The following is a 21079-nucleotide window of genomic DNA, read 5'->3' on the forward strand; positions in this document are numbered from 1 at the left end:
ATCATGTCCCTGACCCAACCTGCTCTTACCAGGCGTTTTGCCGACACCCTCGACGAGATCCGCGCCGCCGGCCTGTTCAAGTCGGAGCGCATCATCATCTCCCCGCAGTCGGCCGAGATCGAACTGGCGGACGGCCGCAAGGTGCTGAATTTCTGCGCCAACAATTACCTCGGGCTCGCCGACCACCCGGAGGTGATCGCCGCCGCCAAGGAAGCGCTGGACAGCCACGGCTTCGGCATGGCCAGCGTGCGCTTCATCTGCGGCACCCAGGACCTGCACAAGCAGCTGGAACGGACCATCGCCGACTTCTTCGGCACCGAGGACACCATCCTCTACGCCGCCTGCTTCGACGCCAACGGCGGGCTGTTCGAGCCGCTGCTGGACGAGAACGACGCGATCATTTCCGACGCGCTCAACCACGCCTCGATCATCGATGGCGTGCGCCTGTGCAAGGCCAGGCGCTACCGCTACGCCAACAGCGACATGGTCGACCTCGAGACGCAGCTGCAGCAGGCCAAGGCGGACGGCGCGCGCACCATCATGATCACCACCGACGGCGTGTTCTCGATGGACGGCTTCATCGCGCCGCTGGACGAGATCACGCGGCTGGCGAAGCAGTATGGCGCGCTGGTGCATATCGACGAATGCCATGCCACCGGCTTCCTCGGTGCGACCGGCCGCGGCAGCGCCGAGGTCAAGGGCGTGCTGGACCGGATCGACATCTTTACCGGCACCCTCGGCAAGGCGATGGGCGGCGCACTCGGCGGCTTCACCACCGCGAAAAAGGAAGTGATCGAGCTGCTGCGCCAGCGCTCGCGCCCCTACCTGTTCTCCAACTCGCTGCCGCCGCACGTGGTGGCCGCGGGCATCAAGGCCTTCGAGATGCTCTCGTCCGCGGGCGAGCTGCGCGACCGCCTGCGCGAGAACACCGCCTATTTCCGCGAACGCATGACCGCCGCGGGCTTCGACATCAAGCCGGGCGTGCACCCGATTTCGCCGGTGATGCTGTACGACGCCCCGCTGGCGCAGCGCTTCGCCGAGCGGCTGCTGGAGGAAGGCATCTACGCGATCGGCTTCTTCTTCCCGGTGGTGCCGAAGGGGCAGGCGCGCATCCGCACGCAGATCTCGGCGGCGCATACCCGCGAACACCTCGACCGCGCCATCGATGCGTTCATCCGCATCGGCCACGAACTGGGCGTGCTGAAGGCCTGAGGCTCAGCCGCCGCCAAGCGCGGCGACTTCCTGCGCGGTCAGCTCCCGCCATTGGCCCTTCGGCAGTTCGCCCATGGCCAGCGGCCCGATCGCCACCCGCAGCAGCCGCAGCACGCCGATGTCGAAGGCCGCCAGCAGCCGCCGGATCTGGCGGTTCCGGCCTTCGTCCAGGGTGATTTCCAGCCAGGCATGCTTCGCGCCGGCACGCAGCAGGGTGACGGACGCGGCGCGCAGCCATTCGCCTTCCACCGCCGCGCCGGCCTGCAGCGCCGACAGCGTTGTCGCATCGGGGATGCGGTTCACCTGCACGTGGTAGGTCTTGCCTGGGCCGCGCGCCGGATCGGTGATGTGCGCCGCCCACTGCGGGTCATTGGTGAACAGCAGCAGGCCTTCGCTGGCCTTGTCGAGGCGACCGACCGGGGCGATCCAGCCGAGGCCTGCGCCGTCGAAGCAGCGGTATACCGTGTCGCGACCGCGCTCATCGCTGGCCGTGGTGACCAGCCCGCGCGGCTTGTTGAGCATCAGGTAGCGCGGCGCGGCCTGTTCCGGCGCGGCGCCGTCGATGTCGATGCGGGCTTGGGTCACATCGGTCGGATGCTCGGGATCACGCACGACGCGCCCATCGAGGCGCACGCGGCCGTCACGAATGAGCCGTTCGGCCTGACTGCGCGAGCACAGCCCGCGCTTGGACAGCACCCGTGCCAGTCCGTGGCGCGCGCCCATGCGAAGCGGCGCCGGTCAGTTGGCCGTCTTGCTCTCCGCCGCGGGAGCCGTCTCGGGCGCGGCGGCTTCCGCAGCGTCCTTGCGCCCGACCACGCGCACGCCACGCGACTTCATCCACGCGTCGAACTCGTCGGCAGTCATGCGCTTGCCGTTCTGGGTCATGTTGAAGCGCCACGGCGTGTTGTCGAACGCGGTCTGCGGCTTGTAGGCGGCAGGGTCGATGCCCGCGGCACCCGGCGCTACTGACTTCGCCATTGCGCGGCAACCATCGACGCGGATCCGCGCCAGCACGTTGTCCACCGACAGCGCCTCGTCGAACGACTGCGCCAGCACGCCACTGGCACCACCCAGCTGGGTGATCGCCGGAGCGAACTCGGTGGCGACGGCGGAAATCACGGTCGGGCGAACCGGCACGGCCGAGACGACACCGGTTGCGCACACGTCGCCGCCTGCCTGCGCCAACCCTGGAACCGCAAGCAAGGAAAGCACACAGGTGCGAAACATGGACGACATGGCACAGACTCCCCAACGGACAGCGACAGTGTAGGCGCTGGCTGCGCCGCACCGCAATTGAATGCAACCGCAGCGCCCCAAAAAAAACGAAGCCCGGCACTTGGCCGGGCTTCGATACCTCGCGAACGACAGCCGGAATTACAGGCTGTTCAGCTCGGTGCGGCGGTTGGTCTCGCTCTTGCAGCCCGGCAGGGTCTGGCCCTTGTCTTCCAGCGGACGGCTCTCGCCGTAACCGGTCGGACCGTTCATGCGGCCGGCATCCACGCCGTTGCTGGTCAGGTAGTCATAGACCGCCTTGGCGCGACGCTCGGACAGGCTCTGGTTGTAGGCGTCGGTACCGCACTGGTCGGTGTGGCCGGCGACTTCAACCTTCAGCTCCGGATAGCGCTTCAGGATCTCGACGGCCTCGTTGAGGATCGCCACTGCGTCGGAGCGCAGGGTCGACTTGTCGAAATCGAAGTTCACGCCCTTCAGGTCGATCGAGACCGGCACCGGGCAGCCGTCCGGACCGATGGTCTGGCCAGCCTGCGAACCGGGGCACTTGTCGTTGCAGTTGTTGACGCCGTCGCCGTCGTCATCCATGTCGGCGCAGGTCTGCTGCGGCGCCGGGGCCGGAGCGATCGGGGCAACCGGCTCCGGGCCGAGCGCGATGGTCAGGCCGACCGAAGCCAGCAGGTCGGTGAACTGATCCTGCTGCTCGCCCAGACGGGCCTGCTGGTCGTCGAAGTCGACGCGGGTGCCGATTTCGGTGCGCAGATCCATGCGGCCGAAATCGAACTGCAGGCCGGCGCCGAGGTTGACCGCCAGGTTGGAATCCTTGTGATCCGCCGGCGAGGTCGGCAGGGTGGTCACGAACTCTTCCTCGTGACGCTGCCAGCCCAGGCCGCCGCGCAGGTAGGGCCACCACTTGGAGTCGGCGTTGCGGAAGTGGTAACGGCCGTCCAGCGAGACGCCGTACTGGCTCCACCACAGGTTCGGGTTGATGGTCTTGTCCGGGTTCTGGTAGTTCAGCTCGGTTTCCAGCGAGAAACGCTGGGTGAGGAACTTGCCGAAGCCGATGGTGCCGAAGAGGGCGTCTTCAGTGCCACGATCCGAGTCCTGGAAATTCACACCGGTCGAACCGGAAACGTACCAGCGATCGTCGAACTCCTGGGCAGACGCAGCCTGCGCCAGACCCAGACCACCCAGAAGGGCGGCGCAGAGGAGTTTCTTGTTCATGTTCAGCTCCTTGATTCAGTGAAAGAAACCGTGACGCAGATTTTTAAAGCGCTTGCTCCAGACGGCAGTTCCGGCGCTTGGCGCACGTTACAGCCGGGCACGTGAAAGCCGTGTTAACACTAACATAACGGATAAATGCCTGCAAAGTTGAGTGTGCCGGCGCCAGCCTTGCCCGCCCGCATGCAACCGACCATACGTGACGGTATGCTGCGGCGATGACGACCTCCTACCCGCATCTGCTGGCCCCGCTCGACCTGGGCTTCACCACCCTGCGCAACCGCGTCCTGATGGGCTCGATGCATACCGGGCTGGAAGACCACGCCGCCGACTTTCCCAAACTGGCGGCATATTTCGCCGAGCGCGCACAGGGCGGCGTCGGCCTGATGGTGACCGGCGGATTCGCACCCAATATCGTCGGCTGGCTCAAGCCGTTCGCCGGACGGCTGTCCCTGCCCTGGCACGTGCGCCGGCACCGCCAGGTGACCTCCGCGGTGCATGCCCATGGCGGCAAGCTTTGCCTGCAGCTGCTGCACGCCGGCCGCTATGCCTATCACCCGTTGTCGGTGGCGCCATCGCGATTGAAGTCGGCGATCAATCCGTTCACTCCGCGGGCGCTGTCGGCGCGCGGCATCGAACGCCAGATCCGCGATTTCGCCACCGCCGCGGCGCTGGCGCGCGAGGCCGGCTACGACGGCGTCGAGATCATGGGTTCGGAAGGCTATCTGCTGAACGAATTCACCACTCCGCGGGTGAACCGCCGCAGCGATGGCTGGGGCGGAGACGCCGCCAGGCGGATGCGCTTCGCCGTCGAAATCGTGCGCCGCGTGCGCGAAGCCTGCGGGCCGGACTTCATCCTCATCTACCGGCTGTCGCTGCTTGACCTGGTCGAAGGCGGCAACGATTGGGACGCCATCGTCGCCCAGGCCAAGGCGGTGGAAGCCGCCGGCGCCACCATCATCAACAGCGGCATCGGCTGGCACGAGGCGCGCGTCCCCACCATCGCCACTTCAGTGCCGCGCGCCGCCTTCGCCGGGGTGACCGCCAGGCTGAAGCCTCATGTAACGCTGCCGCTGGTTGCCAGCAACCGCATCAACATGCCGGACGTAGCCGAAGCGGTGTTGGCCGCGGGCAGCGCCGACATGGTGTCGATGGCCCGCCCGCTGCTGGCCGATCCTCAGTGGGTGAACAAGGCGCGCGCCGGCCGCAGCGATGCGATCAACACCTGCATCGCCTGCAACCAGGCCTGTCTGGACCACGTGTTCGAAAGCAAGCGCGCGAGCTGCCTGGTCAATCCGCGCGCCTGCGCCGAGACCGAGCTGAACTTCACCCCGACAAGCACGCCGAAAACCATCGCCGTGGTCGGTGCAGGCCCCGCCGGCCTGGCCTGCGCCACCGAGGCGGCCGGACGCGGCCATCGGGTGACCCTGTTCGATGGCGGCAGCGAGATCGGCGGCCAGTTCAACCTGGCCAAGCGCATTCCCGGCAAGGAGGAATTCCACGAACCGCTGCGCTATTTCCGCCATCGCATCGAAGAGACCGGCGTGGACCTGCGCCTGAACACCCGCGTGGACGCGGATGCGCTGGAAGGGTTCGACGAAGTGGTGGTTGCCACCGGCGTCACTCCACGCGGGCTGGATATCCCGGGCGCAGACCACGCCAGCGTCGTCAGCTACCTGGATGTGCTGGAAGGCCGGGTCGATGTCGGCGGCAGGGTGGCAATCATCGGCGCCGGCGGCATCGGTTTCGATGTGGCCGAGTTCCTGGCCCAGGCCGGCGGTTCGCCAACGCTGGATCCGGCGCGCTGGATGGCCGAATGGGGCGTGGACCCGACCTTCACTGCGCCGGGCGGGCTGGCGCAGCCGCATCCGGAACCGCCGGCACGGCAGATCTGGCTGCTGCAGCGCTCGTCCGGCAAACCGGGCGCCCGGCTGGGCAAGACCACCGGCTGGATCCATCGCGCCACCCTCAAGGCCAAGGCGGTCAAGATGCTGGGCGGCGTGGAATACGTGGGCGTGGACGACGAAGGCCTGCACATCCGTGTTGACGGCAGCGCGCAGACGCTGGCGGTCGACCACGTGGTGGTCTGTGCCGGCCAGGAGCCGCGGCGCGTATTGTTCGATGCGTTGTTGGCGCGCGGGCGCAAACCGCATCTGATCGGCGGCGCAAAACTCGCCGCCGAGCTGGATGCCAAGCGCGCGATCGACGAAGGCAGCCGGCTGGCGGCGGCGCTCTGAGATCACCCGAAGTGCTTTGGCCACCCTGGAACCGCGACCCAAGTCAACAAATTTCGGCACCCGCCCATTCAGCTTGTGTTGTGTAACCGGCGCCTACCTTGCGCCAACTTTTGGCCTGACCCACCGCCCATTCGCGTGATTGTCAGGTACACCGGCACGCCGGCCGAACCCATAACGGGACGGCGCGCCCGGGCAAAGGCCGCCATCAGAGCAGCCGCCCTCCCCAGTACGCCATGACGCAGGCTGCAGCATCCGCGAGATGCCCGCCCTGCGCCGCAACGGAGCAAGGAGTCCGACATGAAACTGGCGTGGATACTCTGGCTGTCGCACGTGTTGCCGCAGCCGGCCGCAGATTCGCTGTGCCTGTCCACCACTGTCTACCTGGAAGCGCGCGACCAGTCCGTCCTTGGCCAGCAGGCCGTGGCGGAAGTCGCACTGCGCCGCCGCGACAGTGGCCTGTGGGGTCATAACCTGTGCCAGGTGGTGACCGCACGCAAGCAGTTCGCCCCCACCATCGTCTCCCCGCAGACCCGCCTGTCCAACATCCAGGCCTGGTCGGAAGCGGTGGGCGTCGCGCTGGAATCCGAGCGCAACTGGGCGCTGCCGCGCGACCAGCGCAAGCTGGTGGTCCCCGGCGCCAGCCACTTCGCCGCCCACGCCATCGCCAGCCCGAGCTGGAATAGCGCCTTCCAGGTGGCGACCATCGGCGACCACACTTTCTATAAGGTGCAGAGCCTGCGGCCGGCCAAGCGCGGCTGATCGAAACGCGCGGCACGCTGCGTTGCGCGCAGCGGCATCGACGTGAAGGCTCGGATTGCGGATAGTCGTGGGCCTTCTCCGACTAGGCCACATGATGAAGCTCTACAGTTCGCCAGGCGCGTGCTCGCTGACCGACCACATCGTCCTGCAGTGGATCGGCGCGCCCTTCGAAGTGCAGCTCGTCTCCCGCGAGCAGCGCAACACCCCGGAATTCCGCGCCATCAATCCCGCCGGCGCGGTGCCCGCGCTGCAGGTGGGCGACTGGGTGCTGACCCAGAACTCGGCCATCCTGCACTACCTGACCGACCGCTTTCCCGAGGCTGGCCTGTGCGGCGATGGCAGCCCCGAAAGCCGCGCCGAGGTCAACCGCTGGCTGGCCTTCGTCAATGCCGATCTGCATCCGGCGTTCAAGCCGCTGTTCGGCGCCACTGCCTATCTCGAGGACCCGGCGCTGATCGCGAAGTCGCATGACGCCGCACGCAAGCAGCTGCGCGCGTTGTTCGAGCGCGCCGACGCCCAGCTGGCGGGTCGCGACTGGCTGGCCGGAAGCCGCTCGATCGCCGATCCCTACCTGTTCGTGGTGACGCAGTGGGCGAAGAAGACCGGCGTTGACCTGTCCGGCCTGGACAACCTCGCCCGCTTCGACGCACGCATGGCCGCCGACCCCGGCGTGCAGGCGGCGATGAAGGCCGAAGGCCTGCTCTGAGCCACCGCCATCCTGTTTGCGATGCAATGAAAAAGGCCGCGTGGAAACGCGGCCTTTTTCGTGGATCGCGCGGGGCTCAGCGCTGGTCGATCGGCACGAACTTGCGGTCTTCCGGACCCGTGTAGTTGGCCGACGGGCGGATGATCTTGCCGTCGATGCGCTGCTCGATCACGTGCGCGCTCCAGCCGGAGGTGCGCGCCAGCACGAACAGGGGGGTGAACATCGCGGTGGGCACGCCCATCATGTGGTAGCTGACCGCGCTGAACCAGTCGAGGTTGGGGAACATCTTCTTGATGTCCCACATCACCGACTCCAGGCGCTCGGCGATGTCGTACATCTTCGTGTTGCCCTGCTCCTCGGACAGTTCCTTCGCGACCTGCTTGATCACCTTGTTGCGCGGATCGGACACGGTGTAGACCGGGTGACCGAAGCCGATCACCACTTCCTTGCGCTCGACGCGGGCCTTGATGTCGGCCTCGGCCTCGTCCGGCGTCTCGTAACGCTTCTGGATCTCGAACGCGACCTCGTTTGCGCCGCCGTGCTTGGGCCCGCGCAGCGCGCCGATGCCGCCGGCAATGCACGAATGCATGTCGCTGCCGGTGCCGGCGATGACGCGGCAGGTGAAGGTGCTGGCATTGAACTCGTGCTCGGCGTACAGGATCAGCGAGGTGTGCATCGCGCGCACCCACGATTCCGGCGGCGGCTCGCCGTGCAGCAGGTGCAGGAAGTGGCCGCCGATGGAATCGTCATCGGTCTCGACGTCGATGACCCGGCCGTTGTGGCTGTAGTGGTACCAGTACAGCAACATCGAGCCGAAGCTGGCCATCAGCTTGTCGGCGATGTCGCGCGCGCCGGGATGGTTGTGGTCGTCCTTCTCCGGCGACACGCAACCCAGTACCGACACGCCGGTGCGCATCACGTCCATCGGGTGCGCCGACGGCGGCAGCTCCTCCAGCGCGGCCTTGACCGCCGCCGGGATGCCGCGCAGCGCCTTCAGCTTGGCCTTGTAGGCGCGCAGCTCGGCCCGGTTCGGCAGCTTGCCATGCACCAGCAGGTGGGCGATCTCCTCGAACTCACTGGTGGTGGCGAGGTCGAGGATGTCGTAGCCGCGGTAGTGCAGGTCGTTGCCGCTGCGACCGACGGTGCACAGCGCGGTGTTGCCTGCGGCGGTCCCGCTCAGGGCGACGGATTTCTTCGGCTTGAACGCGGGGGTTGCGGTCTGTTCGCTCATCGATGTGTCCTCCGGCTTATTTCGTCTGCGCAAACAGCGTGTCGAGCTTGTCCTCGTAGGCGTGGTAGCCCAGGAAGTCGTACAGCTCGGCGCGGGTCTGCAGGGTGTCGATGATGTTCTTCTGGGTGCCTTCGCGGCGCACCGTCTCGTAGAAATGCAGCGCCGCCTTGTTCATAGCGCGGTAGGCGCCGCAGCAGTACAAGGCGATGTCGACGCCGGCATCGCGCAGCTCGTCAGTGGTGAAGAACGGCGTGCTGCCGAACTCGGTGAGGTTCGCCAGGATCGGCACTCTCACTGCCGTCTTGAACTTGCGGTAGTCGTCCAGCGTCCTCATCGCCTCGGGGAAGATCATGTCGGCGCCGGCCTCGACGTAGGCCACCGCGCGCTCAATGGCGCTGTCGATGCCCTCCACCGCGGCCGCGTCGGTGCGCGCCATGATGACGAACTCGCGATCGGTGCGCGCGTCCACCGCGGCCTTCACCCGGTCGACCATCTCGTCCTTCGTCACCACTTCCTTGCCGGGACGATGGCCGCAGCGCTTCTGCCCGACCTGGTCTTCCATGTGCACGGCGGCCACGCCGATGCGCTCGAAGTTGCGGATGGTGCGGCCGATGTTGAACGCCCCGCCCCAGCCGGTGTCGATGTCGACCAGCAGCGGCATGCCGGTGGCGTCCACGATCCGGCGCGCGTCGGTGAGCACGTCTTCCATGGTGCTGATGCCGAGGTCGGGCATGCCCAGCGAATTGGCCGCCACGCCGCCACCGGACAGGTACAGCGCGCGGTAGCCGGTGCGCTTGGCCATCAGGCCGGCGTAGGCGGTGATGGCGCCCATCACCTGCAGGGGGGTTTCTTCATTCAGCGCCGCGCGAAAGCGCGCACCGGCGGATTGCGTGTTCATGGCCACTCCTTGCGAATCGTGCATTTTAACGCGGGCACCGGCGGCTGCCGGAAACGAAAACGCCGGGCAGGGCCCGGCGCTTCGTGGCTCGTGATGGCATACCGCTCAGAGCAGGTGGGCAACGCCCGCGCGCTCTTCTTCCAGCTCGGCCAGCGTCTTGTCCATGGCGGCGCGGCTGAACTCGTCCACCGGCAGGCCTTCGACGCGGGTGTATTCGCCGTTGGCGCAGGTCACCGGCACGCCGTACATCACGGTTTCCGGGATGCCGTAGCTGCCGTCGGACGGCACGCCCATGGTCACCCACTTGCCGTTGGTGCCCAGCGCCCAGTCGCGCATGTGGTCGATGGCGGCGTTGGCGGCCGAAGCCGCCGAGGACAGGCCGCGCGCCTCGATGATGGCGGCGCCGCGCTTGCCGACGGTCGGGATGAAGGTATTCGCGTTCCACTCGGCGTCGTTGATCTTGTCCTTCAGCGACGCGCCGCCCACGGTGGCGAAGCGGTAGTCCGGGTACATCGTCGGGCTGTGGTTGCCCCACACGACCAGCTTCTCGATGTCGGCCACGGCCACGCCGGCCTTGTTGGCCAGCTGCGACAGCGCGCGGTTGTGGTCGAGGCGCAGCATCGCGGTGAAGTTCTTGGCCGGCAGGTCCGGCGCCGACTTCATCGCGATGTAGGCATTGGTGTTGGCCGGGTTGCCGACCACCAGCACCTTGACGTTGCGGCTGGCCACCTTGTTCAGCGCGGCGCCCTGGGCGGTGAAGATCTTGGCGTTCTCCAGCAGCAGGTCCTTGCGCTCCATGCCAGGGCCGCGCGGACGCGCGCCCACCAGCAGGGCGTAGTCGGCGTCCTTGAACGCGACTTCGGCGTCATCAGTACCGACCATACCGGCCAGCAGCGGGAACGCACAGTCTTCCAGTTCCATCATCACGCCGCGCAGCGCGGCCTGGGCCTTCTCCATCGGCAGTTCCAGCATCTGCAGGATCACCGGCTGGTCCTTGCCCAGCATTTCGCCGGAGGCGATGCGGAACAGCAGGGCGTAGCCGATCTGGCCGGCGGCGCCGGTGACGGCAACTCGAACGGGGGCTTTCATGTAATGGACTCCTGTGGGGTGGCGGGGCCAAGCCCGCCGGAGGATGGGATGGATCCGGGCTCAGCTGAGCTCGGCGAAGAATTCCTGGAACCGCGCCAGGCCGGGGGCCAGCTGCGGGGTCGGGCAGGTGTAGCTGATGCGAAGCGCGCGCGGCTCGCCGAAGGCCGAGCCCGGCACGCAGGCCACGCCCTTGGCTTCCAGCAGCACGTTGCAGAAATCGACGTCGTTGTCGATCTTCGCGCCGCTCGGGCCGTGGGTCTTGCCGAACGCGCAGCTGATGTCCGGGAACACGTAGAACGCACCCTGCGGACGCGGGCAGACCACGCCGGGGATGGCGTTCATCACCGCCATCACCTGGTCGCGCTTGGCCTGGAACTCCACCCGCTTCTGGTCCGGCACGTCTTGCGGGCCGGTCAGCGCGGCGATGCCGGCGGCGTTGACCACTTCCGGCACGTTGGTGATGTGGTTGGAGTTGAGCGTGACCAATGCCTTCGCCACGACTTCCGGCCCGACCATGAAGCCCAGACGCCAGCCCGGCATGCCGTAGGTCTTGGACAGCGAATCGAGGAAGATCACGCGGTCGCGCAGTTCCGGGCGGGCGAGCACGAAGTTGTAGTACTCCAGCCCGTCGAACAGCATGCGGTTGTAGATGTCGTCGGCGATGATCCAGGTGTCCGGATGCTTCACCAGCACGTCGGCCAGCGCGATGACCTCGTCCTTGGTGTACACCATGCCCGTCGGGTTGGACGGGTTGTTGAACAGGAACACCTTCGGCTTCGAAGCCAGCGCTTCGTCCAGCTGCTGAGGGGTCAGCTTGTAGTCCTGGCTGGCCGGGCACGGCAGCAGCTGGATCTTCGCATTGACGATCTCGGCGATGTCCACGTAACTGGTCCAGTACGGCGCCGGGAAGGCGATCGTGTCGCCCTCGTCCAGCAGCGCTTCGGCCAGGTTGTAGATCACGTGCTTGGCGCCGATGCCGGTGGCGCAGTTGGCGCGCGTGTAGCCGGTCAGGCCGATCTGCTCGATGTGCTTGAGCAGCGCGTCCAGCAGCGCATCCGGGCCGCGGTTGCTGCCGTACTGGCCACTGTCCTTCTCCACCGCCTGACGCGCCGCCTCGTACACATGCGGGCCGGGCAGGAAGTTGGGGACGCCGATGGAGAAGCTGATGATGTCGCGGCCTTCGGCCTTCAGGCGCTTGGCCTTTTCGGCGACCTGCATGATCACGCTGGGCTTGGCGCGAGACATGCGCCGGGCGAGCTGAGGCATCGTGGGGAACCTCGAAAAATGGCCGCGGACGCGGCAATGGACGTGGGGAAATAGCCCTTCGATGTTAGCACAGCGCCCCGCCCCGCCCGTACCCCGGCAATGCCCGGAAACCCAGTCACCCCGGCGCTTGTGGCGGCTGCCGCGGCGGCTGGCGACACTGCCGGGGCCTGCGCTGGCCGGGGCCGATATCCGGCAAACGGGGCCCTCATCGCGCAGCGGTACAGCTACCTGCGCCATACAACCCGGCGGCGTGGCGACGACCGCGCCACGCCGCTGGCAACCAGACCGTCAGGCAGCCAGGATCTTGTTCCACTCCGCCACGCGGTCGGCCTTGGCGGCCAGTGCGGCTTCGGCATCGCCCTCGATCTTCAACGACTTGATGACGTCGCCCTGCTGGACGGCGTCCACCACCTCGATCCCTTCGATCACCTTGCCGAACACGGTGTGCTTGCCGTCCAGCCAGCCGCAGGGCACGTGGGTGATGAAGAACTGGCTGCCGTTGGTGCCGGGACCAGCATTGGCCATCGACAACACGCCGCGCTCGTGGCCGAGGCCATTGTTCGCCTCGTCCTCGAAGCGGTAGCCCGGGCCGCCGCGACCGGAGCCCTCGGGGCAGCCGCCCTGGATCATGAAATCGGCGATCACGCGGTGGAAATTCAGCCCATCGTAGAAGCCGCGCTTGGCCAGGTTGACGAAGTTGGCCACGGTCAGCGGCGCCTTGTCGGCGGCCAGTTCCACGCGGATGGTGCCGCGGTCGGTGTCGAAATTGGCGATCAGGCTCATCTTGTTCATCTCCGGGCGCCCGGATGGGCACATGAACCCTATATAATAGCCGGCTTCCCATCCGTCATTTCCGCGCCCTGCCGTCTCGTAGACGGTACCCGGGTGCGGTTTCCACGAGCCCTTCCGAATGTCCGTCGAACGCCTCCGCAACATCGCCATCGTCGCCCACGTCGACCATGGCAAGACCACCCTCGTCGATTGCCTGCTGAAGCAGTCCGGCACCCTCAACGAGCGCACTGTGCTGGCCGAACGCGTGATGGACAGCAACGACCAGGAAAAGGAACGCGGCATCACCATCCTGGCCAAGAACACCGCCATCACCTGGCAGGGCAACCGCATCAACATCGTCGACACCCCCGGCCACGCCGACTTCGGCGGCGAGGTCGAGCGCGTGCTGTCGATGGTCGACTCGGTGCTGATCCTGGTGGATGCGATGGACGGCCCGATGCCGCAGACCCGCTTCGTGACCCAGAAGGCGTTCGCGATGGGCTTCAAGCCCATTGTCGTCGTCAACAAGGTCGACCGTCCCGGCGCGCGCCCGGACTGGGTGATCGACCAGGTGTTCGACCTGTTCGACAAGCTTGGCGCCACCAACGAGCAGCTGGATTTCCCGATCGTTTACGCCTCCGGCCTGAACGGCTATGCCGGCATGGAAGACACGGTGCGCGAAGGCGACATGACCCCGCTGTACGAGGCGATCATGAAGTACGTGCCGGCCCCGGAGGTCGAGGCCGAGGGCCCGTTCCAGATGCGCATCTCGCAGCTGGACTACAACAACTTCGTCGGCGTGATCGGCATTGGCCGGGTCCAGCGCGGCACCCTGAAGAAGAACATGCCGGTGACGGTGATCGACCGCGAAGGCAAGAAGCGCCAGGGCAAGGTGCTGCAGGTGCTGGGCTTCATGGGCCTGGAGCGGATCGAACAGGACAGCGCCGAGGCCGGCGACATCGTCGCCATCTCGGGCATTTCCGAGCTCAGCATCTCCGACACCGTGTGCTCCATCGACGCGCCCGAGGCGCTGCCGCCGCTGACCGTGGACGAGCCCACCATCTCGATGACCTTCCAGGTCAACAACTCGCCGTTCGCCGGCAGCAAGGACCTCTCCGGCGGCAAGTTCCTGACCAGCCGCCAGCTCAAGGACCGGCTGGAGCGCGAGACCGTGCACAACGTGGCGCTGAAGGTCGAGCAGCTCGAGGACGCCGACAAGTTCCTGGTCTCCGGCCGCGGCGAGCTGCACCTGTCGGTGCTGATCGAGAACATGCGCCGCGAGGGCTACGAGCTGGCGGTGTCGCGCCCCGAGGTCATCATCAAGGAAATCGACGGCCAGCTGATGGAGCCGATCGAGCAGCTGGTGGTCGATGTCGAGGAAATCCACCAGGGCGGCGTGATGGAGAAGCTGGGCACCCGCAAGGGCCAGCTGAAGAACATGGAATCCGACGGCAAGGGCCGCGTGCGCCTGGACTACATGATCCCGGCGCGCGGCCTGATCGGCTTCCAGAACGAGTTCAAGACCCTGACCCAGGGCTCGGGCCTGCTGTTCCACGTGTTCGACCACTACGGCCCGAAGGAAACCGGCGCCATCGCCAAGCGCCTCAACGGCGTGATGATCGCCAATGCCGCCGGCCCGACCCCCGCCTATTCGCTGGGCCCGCTGCAGGAGCGCGGCAAGCTGTTCGCCGCCGAGGGCGACCAGGTCTACGAAGGCCAGCTGGTCGGCATCCACAGCAAGGACAACGACCTCACCGTCAACGTCATCAAGACCAAGCCGCTGACCAACATGCGCGCCTCGGGCAAGGACGACGCGATCCAGCTGACCCCGGCCACCAAGTTCTCGCTGGAACAGGCGCTGGACTTCATCGACGACGACGAGCTGGTCGAGATCACGCCGAAGGAAATCCGCCTGCGCAAGAAGCAGCTGACCGAGAGCGACCGCAAGCGCGCCAGCCGCGCGTCGTAAGCCCGCGGCGACCCCGGCATGAGCGTTTTCCTGGGCTGGCTGCCGGATGCAGCCACGCAGGCCGCGCTGGCCGACCTCCGCCTGCGGGTGGAGGCGGCGCTGCCGGCCGCCGCGCCGCGCCACGACTGGCGCAGGCCGGCGCAATGGCACATGACCCTGCGCTATCTCGGTGAGCAGCTCGATGAGGTGGCGCGTGCGCGCATTGAATCGGCCATGGCCGGATTCGCGGCCACCGCCGCGCCGGCCGACGCCACGATCACCGGCACCCAGCACTGGCCGCACGCGCGCGTGCTGGTGGCCAGGATCGACGCTTCGCCCGCGCTGAAGACCCTGTTGAAACAACTGGAAGCCGATGCGCAAGGCAGCGGCTTCCCGAAAGAACGCGCGCAGACCGCGCACATCACTCTCGCCTACCTGCCGCGCGGCGCCACGCCGCCGGCGTTGACCGGCATCGACGCCAACATCCCGCTGTACATCGAAAGGATCGACCTCCTGCAGACAGTCCAGGGCGGCTACGACACGTTGGCTTCCTGGCCGCTGACGGGTTCGCGCACCGCATGAGCACCAGCCCGCACGCCGCCGCCGAAGAACACCGCGGCCTGCACGCGGTGGCACTGTTCGAGGCCGCCAAGGGCGCGCTGGCGCTGCTGGCCGCGACGGGGATGGAGTGGCTGGGCCCGGCGCCGCTGCAGCGCGCACTGGATGCGCTGCTGGCACTGCTGCACCTGGACCCCGCGCACGGCAGCCCGGCCTGGCTGGCGCATGCGCTCAATCCCGATGCCGTGCACTTGGCGGCGGCGGTTGCCCTGCTGTACGGCGCGGTGCGCCTTGCCGAGGCCTGGGGGCTGTGGCGCGCCAAGGCCTGGGCGTCATGGCTGGGCCTGTCCGCCGCCCTGTACCTACCGTTCGACCTGTATGCCTTCGCCCTGCATCGCCACTGGCTGGAAGCAGCGGCCGTGGTGATCAACCTGGTGGTGGTCTGGGTCCTGGCGCGCGACCTGTTCAAGCGCCGCCACTGAGGCGGATTGCCCGCGAAGGCCAGCCGGGCGATGCTTGCGCGTCCTCCCGGGAGTCTCGCCGATGCGCCACCTGCCGCTTGCCCTCGCCCTCGCCGCCCTGCTCGGCGCCTGCCAGCCTGCCCCTCAGGCTCCCACTGAAGGCACGGCCAAACCCGCCGCAGCGGCGCCGGCATTCGCGTTCGAGGAGGCCGACATCGTCGATCTGCAGCGCCGGATGGCCGAAGGCACGGTGACCAGCCACGCGCTGACCCAGGCCTATCTCGACCGCATCGCTGCCATCGACAAGGCCGGCCCGGCACTGAATTCGGTGATCGAACTCAACCCGGACGCACTGCAGGAAGCCGACGCCCTGGACGCCGAGCGCAAGGCCGGCAAGCTGCGCGGGCCGCTGCACGGCATCCCGGTGCTGTTGAAGGACAATATCGACGCCACCCCGATGGTGAATTCCGCCGGCTCGCTGGCGCTGGCGGAACACCGACCCAATTCCGATGCCTTCCTGGTCGCCAGGCTGCGCCAAGCCGGCGCGGTGATCCTGGGCAAGACCAACCTGTCGGAATGGGCCAACTTCCGCTCCAGCCGCTCCACCTCCGGCTGGAGCGGGCGCGGCGGGCAGACCCGCAACCCCTACGTGCTCGACCGCAACCCCTGCGGCTCCAGCGCCGGCAGCGGCACCGCGATCGCCGCCAACCTCGCCACCGCCGCCATCGGCACCGAAACCGACGGCAGCATCATCTGTCCCTCGGCGGTGGCCGGGCTGGTCGGCCTCAAGCCCACGGTGGGGCTGGTCAGCCGCAGCGGCATCATCCCGATCTCCGCCTCGCAGGACACCGCCGGACCGATGACCCGCAGCGTCGCCGACGCCGCCGCACTGCTCACCGCGATCGCCGCGGCCGACCCCGGTGATGCGGCCAGCAGCGAGCGCCCGCAGTCGGCACCGGTCGATTACACCGCCCACCTCAAGGCCGACGCGCTGAAAGGCGCGCGGATCGGCGTGGTGCGCAAACTGATGGGCTACCACCCCGATACCGACGCCACGATGGAGCGCGCGATCGCCGCGATGAAGGCGGCCGGCGCCACCGTGGTCGATGCTGAAATCCCCACCCTCGGGCAATGGGATGCAGCCGAGTACGAAGTGCTGCTGTATGAATTCAAGGATGGCCTGAACGCCTATCTCGCCGGCAGCGGCGCGCCGCACAAATCGCTGGAGGCGCTGATCGCTTTCAACAACCAGAATGCCGCGAGCGAAATGCCGTTCTTCGCCCAGGAGATCTTCGAGCAGGCCAATGCCAAGGGGCCGCTGAGCGACAAGGCCTATCTCGACGCCCGTGACAAGGCGCGCCGGCTGGCCGGCCCGGAAGGCATCGATGCGGCGCTGAAGAAGCATGGCCTCGACGCGCTGGTGGCGCCGGCGATGTCTCCGGCGTGGCCGATCGACCCGGTCAACGGCGACCATTTCCTCGGCGCCGGCTACGGCGCTGCCGCAGTGGCCCGTTATCCCAGCCTGACCGTGCCGATGGGCGAAGTGCACGGCCTGCCGGTCGGCATCGTGTTCATGGGCACCGCCTGGAGCGAACCCAAGCTGATCGAACTGGGTTACGCGTTCGAACAGGCCAGCAAGGCGCGCAAGCCGCCACGCTTACTGCCCACCATCGCCACCGATTCGCCGTAAGCCACGCCCTACCGGGTTCGCTCCGCTTGCGGAGCGGACCCGGTCGCGCCCTACTCCCCGATCGCCCCGCGCTTGCGCACGATCAGCATCGCGATCTCCAGCGCCTGTTCGTAGTTGAGGCGCGGGTCCACGGTGCTGCGGTAGTCACGCTGCAGATCGACCTCGGTGAGCTCGCGGGCACCGCCGAGGCATTCGGTGACGTTCTCGCCGGTCATTTCCAGATGCACGCCACCCAGATGGGTGCCGGCGGCCGCGTGCAGGTCGAACGCCTGCTCGATCTCGCTGCGGATGTTGGCGAAGCGGCGGGTCTTGTAGCCGTTGCTGGTGGACTCGGTATTGCCGTGCATGGCGTCGCAGATCCACAGCACCCGCCGGCCCTCGCGCTGCACCGCGTCCAGCAGCGCCGGCAGCTTGTCGGCGATGTGCCCGGCACCCATGCGGTGGATCAGGCCCAGCCGGCCCGGCTCGTCGTCCGGGTTCAGCGCGTCGATCACCCGCAGCAGCTGGTCGGGGGTCACCGACGGCCCCACCTTGACCGCCACCGGATTGCTGATGCCGCGGAAATACTCCACATGCGCGCCGTCCAGCGCGGCGGTGCGCATGCCGATCCACGGGAAATGCGTGCTCAGGTTGAACCAGCCGTCCGCGCGCGGCACCTGCCGGGTCTGGGACTCTTCGTAATGCAGCAGCAGCGCTTCGTGCGAGGTGTAGAAATCCACCCGGTTGAGGCTCTGCATGCGCCGCCCGGCCAGCGTTTCCATGAAGCGCACCGCATCGCCGATGCCGGCCACCATCTTCTGGTAGTCGGCCGCATGCGGCGACTGGCTGACCCAGCCCAGGCCCCAGTATTCGGGATGGTGCAGGTCGGCGAAACCGCCGTCGATCAGCGAGCGCACGAAGTTCATCGTCATCGCGGAGCGCGCGTGCGCCTTGACCATCCGCCGCGGATCGGGAATCCGCGCCTGCGCGTCGAAGTCCGGACTGTTGACGATGTCGCCGCGATAGGTGGGCAGGGTCACCCCGTCGCGCGTCTCGGTGTCGGCCGAGCGCGGCTTGGCGTACTGGCCGGCAAAGCGACCCACCCGCACCACCGGCAACTTCAGCCCGTGCACCAGCACCAGGCTCATCTGCAGCAGCACCTTGAGCCGGTTGGAGATGACGTCGGAACTGCACTCGGCGAATGTTTCTGCGCAATCGCCGCCCTGCAACAGGAAGCGCTTGCCTTCCTGCGCCTCGGCGAGCTGCTGCTTGAGCGCCAGGATTTCCCGCGACGTCACCAGCGGCGGCAGCGCCCGCAACTCATCGCTGGTCGCCGCCAGCGCGTCGGCATCGGGATAAGTCGGCATCTGCAGCGCGGGCTTGCCGCGCCAGCTGGAGGGCGACCAATCTGCGGCAGGGGCTGCGGCGGGTGGAATTGCGCTTGCGGGGGTCATCGACATGTGGGGAACCGGGATCTGCTGCATTGCATCATCACGCCCCGGCCCCGCCGTCGCAACCGTTACCTGCGGAACCGATGGGCATGACGGTGCAGGAATCCGGCATACAGCGCGCCGAAGCCCAGCACCACGAACCACAGCAGCGCCCACATCGGCATGCTCAGGCCCAGGAACCGCCAGTCGATGCTGCTGCAGTCGCCGTTGGCCAGCAGCACTTTGCGCACCACGCCCAGCCACGAATTCTGTTCGACCAGAAAGTTCCAGCCCGGTGCGCAGGTAGGCAGCTCCGGCGGATTCAGTTGCACCCACGAATGCCGCCCCGCCACGCCCATCCCGGCGGCGGCGGCGGCGAACGCCAGCACGCCCCAGACCTTGCGGCCGCCCGACGCGCGCGGCGCGTGCATCGCGCCCAGCAGGAACACCAGCCCGAGCGCGGCGAAGCAGATGCGCTGGAAGATGCAGAACGGACAGGGCTGGATGCCCAGCTGGAACTGCACGAAGAACGCGTAACCCAGCAGCGCCGCGCAGATGACGAAACCAAACAGGAACTGTTGGCGGAACGACCAGCGGAACGGATTCATGCGCGCGCCTTCGGGGAATCCGTTCGATTATGGCGCAGTCGGCCAAAAACGAAAAACCCCGGCACTGCCGGGGTCTTCCATCGCATCGCGGTGGCGAGTCGTCTTACTCGGCGGCCTGCGGGCGGTCCACCAGCTCGACGTAGGCCATCGGCGCATTGTCACCAGCGCGGAAACCGCACTTCAGGATGCGCAGGTAGCCGCCCGGACGCTGCGCATAGCGCGGGCCCAGCACGGTGAACAGGGTGCCCACCGCTTCCTTGTCGCGCAGGCGCGAGAAGGCGAGGCGGCGATTGGCCACGCCGTCGGTCTTGGCCAGGGTGATCAGCGGCTCGGCGACGCGGCGCAGTTCCTTGGCCTTCGGCAGGGTGGTGCGGATGATTTCGCTCTTGATCAGCGAGGCCGCCATGTTGGAGAACATCGCGCCGCGGTGGGCGCTGGTGCGGTTGAACTTGCGGCCGGATTTCTGGTGACGCATGACGTTGGATTCCTAGGTCTATGGAAGATTGGATCTGCTGAAAATCGCTGTCGCCTTCCAGGCGTTGACGCTGCGGACTGCGGTTGGTCCTGCCGACCCATTCCGTGGATCGGAACGCCGCGGGGTTCGCCCCGTCGGCGGTGTTGCGGGTGTTGCGGATTTCGACGAGGGCAAGTGCGAGAAGCCGGAGCCGCGGCTCGCGCCGCGATTGCCCCCCGGCCCTCGCGCCTGGCGCTCGGGCGTTCGTCGCCGCGCGAACTGCCGTTAAGGCAGTTCGCAGCAGCGGCGACTCACCCCATCATGCCGTGGGCGGAAACGCCGGCCGGCGGCCAGTTTTCCAGCTTCATGCCCAGCGACAGGCCCTTCTGGGCCAGCACTTCCTTGATTTCGGTAAGCGACTTCTTGCCGAGGTTCGGGGTCTTGAGCAGCTCCACTTCGGTCTTCTGGATCAGATCGCCGATGTAGTAGATGCTCTCGGCCTTGAGGCAGTTGGCCGAACGCACGGTCAGCTCGAGGTCGTCGATCGGACGCAGCAGCAGCGGGTCGACGCCGGTGCTGGCCTGCGGCTTGGCGCCGCGGTCGCGGTGGGTGAAGTCACCGAACACCGACAGCTGATCGGTGAGGATGTCGGCGGCGGTGCGCACGGCTTCCTCGGCATCGATGGTGCCGTTGGTCTCGATCTCCAGAACCAGCTTGTCCAGGTCGGTGCGCTGCTCGACACGCGCGGCTTCCACCGCGTAGGCGACGCGGCGCACCGGCGAGAACGACGCGTCCAGCATCAGCCGGCCGATCGTGCGGGTTTCCTCATCCGGACGACGGCGCGCGGCGGCCGGCTGGTAGCCGAAACCGCGGCTGATGGTGAGGCGCATGTTCAGCGCCACGTCCTTGGTCAGGTTGGCAACCACGTGGTCGGGGTTCAGCACCTCGACGTTGTGGTTGGTCTTGATGTCGCCCGCGGTAACGACGCCCGGACCCTGCTTCTTCAGCTCCAGGGTGTCGGTGTCGCCGCTGTGCATGCGGATGGCGACGTCCTTGAGGTTCAACAGGACTTCGAGCACGTCTTCCTGCAGGCCTTCGACCGTGGTGTATTCGTGCAGCACGCCATCGATCTCGACTTCGGTGATCGCGAAGCCGGGGATCGAGGACAGCAGCACGCGACGCAGCGCGTTGCCGAGGGTGTGGCCATAACCGCGTTCCAGCGGCTCGATCACGACCTTGGCGCGGTTGTCGGCGATGCGCTCGATCTGCGGTCCGCGCGGACGCAGCACTTGGGTGGCGGTAACCGTCATTCGTGGTGTCTCCTGCTGGCC

The 21079-nt window shown here is 67.3% G+C and carries 20 protein-coding genes; 8 read left to right on the top strand and 12 right to left on the bottom strand.

All coding sequences use genetic code 11. From position 1 onward, the window contains the following. Positions 1-3: 3 nt before the first annotated feature. Positions 4-1212, top strand: coding sequence for a glycine C-acetyltransferase (gene kbl, locus E5S66_RS09300; RefSeq protein WP_138348957.1), 1209 nt, complete (start codon positions 4-6; stop codon positions 1210-1212). Between the two features lie 3 nt (positions 1213-1215). On the opposite strand, the gene E5S66_RS09305 is transcribed toward kbl, so the two are convergent. The 3 genes from E5S66_RS09305 to E5S66_RS09315 form a co-directional block, all read right to left on the bottom strand. Continuing rightward, entirely contained in the window at positions 1216-1935 is a 720-nt protein-coding gene (locus E5S66_RS09305; protein ID WP_138348958.1) for a pseudouridine synthase, read from the bottom strand. A 15-nt stretch (positions 1936-1950) separates the two neighbouring features. Beyond that, the gene (locus E5S66_RS09310) at positions 1951-2439 is read right to left on the bottom strand and encodes a hypothetical protein (RefSeq protein ID WP_425472200.1); all 489 of its coding nucleotides are present in this window, start codon (positions 2437-2439) and stop codon (positions 1951-1953) included. A gap of 147 nt (positions 2440-2586) precedes the next feature. Next, positions 2587-3666, bottom strand: coding sequence for an OmpA family protein (locus E5S66_RS09315; RefSeq protein ID WP_138348960.1), 1080 nt, complete (start codon positions 3664-3666; stop codon positions 2587-2589). A gap of 215 nt (positions 3667-3881) precedes the next feature. Between E5S66_RS09315 and E5S66_RS09320 the strand changes: the two genes are divergently transcribed. The 3 genes from E5S66_RS09320 (at position 3882) to E5S66_RS09330 (ending at position 7365) form a co-directional block, all read left to right on the top strand. After that, on the top strand, positions 3882-5900 hold the full coding sequence (locus E5S66_RS09320) for an NADPH-dependent 2,4-dienoyl-CoA reductase (RefSeq protein WP_138348961.1): 2019 nt from the start codon (positions 3882-3884) through the stop codon (positions 5898-5900). Between the two features lie 297 nt (positions 5901-6197). Beyond that, entirely contained in the window at positions 6198-6659 is a 462-nt protein-coding gene (locus E5S66_RS09325; RefSeq protein WP_028839587.1) for a cell wall hydrolase, read from the top strand. A gap of 94 nt (positions 6660-6753) precedes the next feature. Then, positions 6754-7365: a glutathione S-transferase family protein gene (locus tag E5S66_RS09330; RefSeq protein WP_138349001.1), complete on the top strand. Its 612-nt coding sequence runs from the start codon at positions 6754-6756 to the stop codon at positions 7363-7365. Positions 7366-7441: 76 nt separating this feature from the next. Here E5S66_RS09330 and prpC read toward each other — a convergent pair whose 3' ends face one another. From prpC to E5S66_RS09355, 5 genes are all read right to left on the bottom strand, one after another. Further along, positions 7442-8596 carry a bifunctional 2-methylcitrate synthase/citrate synthase gene (gene prpC / locus E5S66_RS09335; protein WP_138348962.1) on the bottom strand — a complete coding sequence of 385 codons (1155 nt, stop codon included), beginning with the start codon at positions 8594-8596 and terminating at the stop codon, positions 7442-7444. Positions 8597-8612: 16 nt separating this feature from the next. Next, entirely contained in the window at positions 8613-9494 is an 882-nt protein-coding gene (gene prpB / locus E5S66_RS09340) for a methylisocitrate lyase (protein WP_138348963.1), read from the bottom strand. A 105-nt stretch (positions 9495-9599) separates the two neighbouring features. After that, positions 9600-10583, bottom strand: a complete 984-nt coding sequence (locus E5S66_RS09345) for a malate dehydrogenase (RefSeq protein ID WP_138348964.1) — start codon at positions 10581-10583, stop codon at positions 9600-9602. A 60-nt stretch (positions 10584-10643) separates the two neighbouring features. Continuing rightward, a complete protein-coding gene (locus E5S66_RS09350) occupies positions 10644-11828 on the bottom strand; it encodes a pyridoxal phosphate-dependent aminotransferase (protein ID WP_246037194.1) in 1185 nt (394 codons plus the stop codon). Positions 11829-12137: 309 nt separating this feature from the next. Then, positions 12138-12632: a peptidylprolyl isomerase gene (locus E5S66_RS09355; RefSeq protein ID WP_138348966.1), complete on the bottom strand. Its 495-nt coding sequence runs from the start codon at positions 12630-12632 to the stop codon at positions 12138-12140. A gap of 127 nt (positions 12633-12759) precedes the next feature. Here E5S66_RS09355 and typA point away from each other — a divergent pair, with 127 nt between their 5' ends. The 4 genes from typA to E5S66_RS09375 all read left to right on the top strand — a co-directional run bounded on the left by typA (position 12760) and on the right by E5S66_RS09375 (position 17277). Next, positions 12760-14589: a translational GTPase TypA gene (typA, locus tag E5S66_RS09360; RefSeq protein ID WP_138348967.1), complete on the top strand. Its 1830-nt coding sequence runs from the start codon at positions 12760-12762 to the stop codon at positions 14587-14589. 18 nt (positions 14590-14607) lie between these two features. Continuing rightward, a complete protein-coding gene (locus E5S66_RS09365; protein WP_138348968.1) occupies positions 14608-15150 on the top strand; it encodes a 2'-5' RNA ligase family protein in 543 nt (180 codons plus the stop codon). Next, on the top strand, positions 15147-15608 hold the full coding sequence (locus tag E5S66_RS09370) for a DUF2127 domain-containing protein (protein WP_138348969.1): 462 nt from the start codon (positions 15147-15149) through the stop codon (positions 15606-15608). Before E5S66_RS09365 ends, E5S66_RS09370 begins: the two co-directional genes overlap by 4 nt. A 61-nt stretch (positions 15609-15669) precedes the next feature. Then, complete coding sequence (locus E5S66_RS09375) at positions 15670-17277, top strand: amidase (RefSeq protein WP_138348970.1); 1608 nt, start codon at positions 15670-15672, stop codon at positions 17275-17277. Positions 17278-17327: 50 nt separating this feature from the next. On the opposite strand, the gene E5S66_RS09380 is transcribed toward E5S66_RS09375, so the two are convergent. From E5S66_RS09380 to E5S66_RS09395, 4 genes are all read right to left on the bottom strand, one after another. Further along, complete coding sequence (locus E5S66_RS09380) at positions 17328-18710, bottom strand: class II 3-deoxy-7-phosphoheptulonate synthase (RefSeq protein ID WP_425472201.1); 1383 nt, start codon at positions 18708-18710, stop codon at positions 17328-17330. 65 nt (positions 18711-18775) lie between these two features. After that, on the bottom strand, positions 18776-19294 hold the full coding sequence (locus E5S66_RS09385; protein WP_138348971.1) for a disulfide bond formation protein B: 519 nt from the start codon (positions 19292-19294) through the stop codon (positions 18776-18778). Positions 19295-19397: 103 nt separating this feature from the next. Then, entirely contained in the window at positions 19398-19769 is a 372-nt protein-coding gene (gene rplQ / locus E5S66_RS09390) for a 50S ribosomal protein L17 (protein WP_138348972.1), read from the bottom strand. Between the two features lie 290 nt (positions 19770-20059). Further along, on the bottom strand, positions 20060-21058 hold the full coding sequence (locus E5S66_RS09395) for a DNA-directed RNA polymerase subunit alpha (protein ID WP_138348973.1): 999 nt from the start codon (positions 21056-21058) through the stop codon (positions 20060-20062). Positions 21059-21079 lie beyond the last annotated feature (21 nt).

Source organism: Thermomonas fusca (assembly GCF_005862345.1).
Classification (GTDB): domain Bacteria; phylum Pseudomonadota; class Gammaproteobacteria; order Xanthomonadales; family Xanthomonadaceae; genus Thermomonas; species Thermomonas fusca.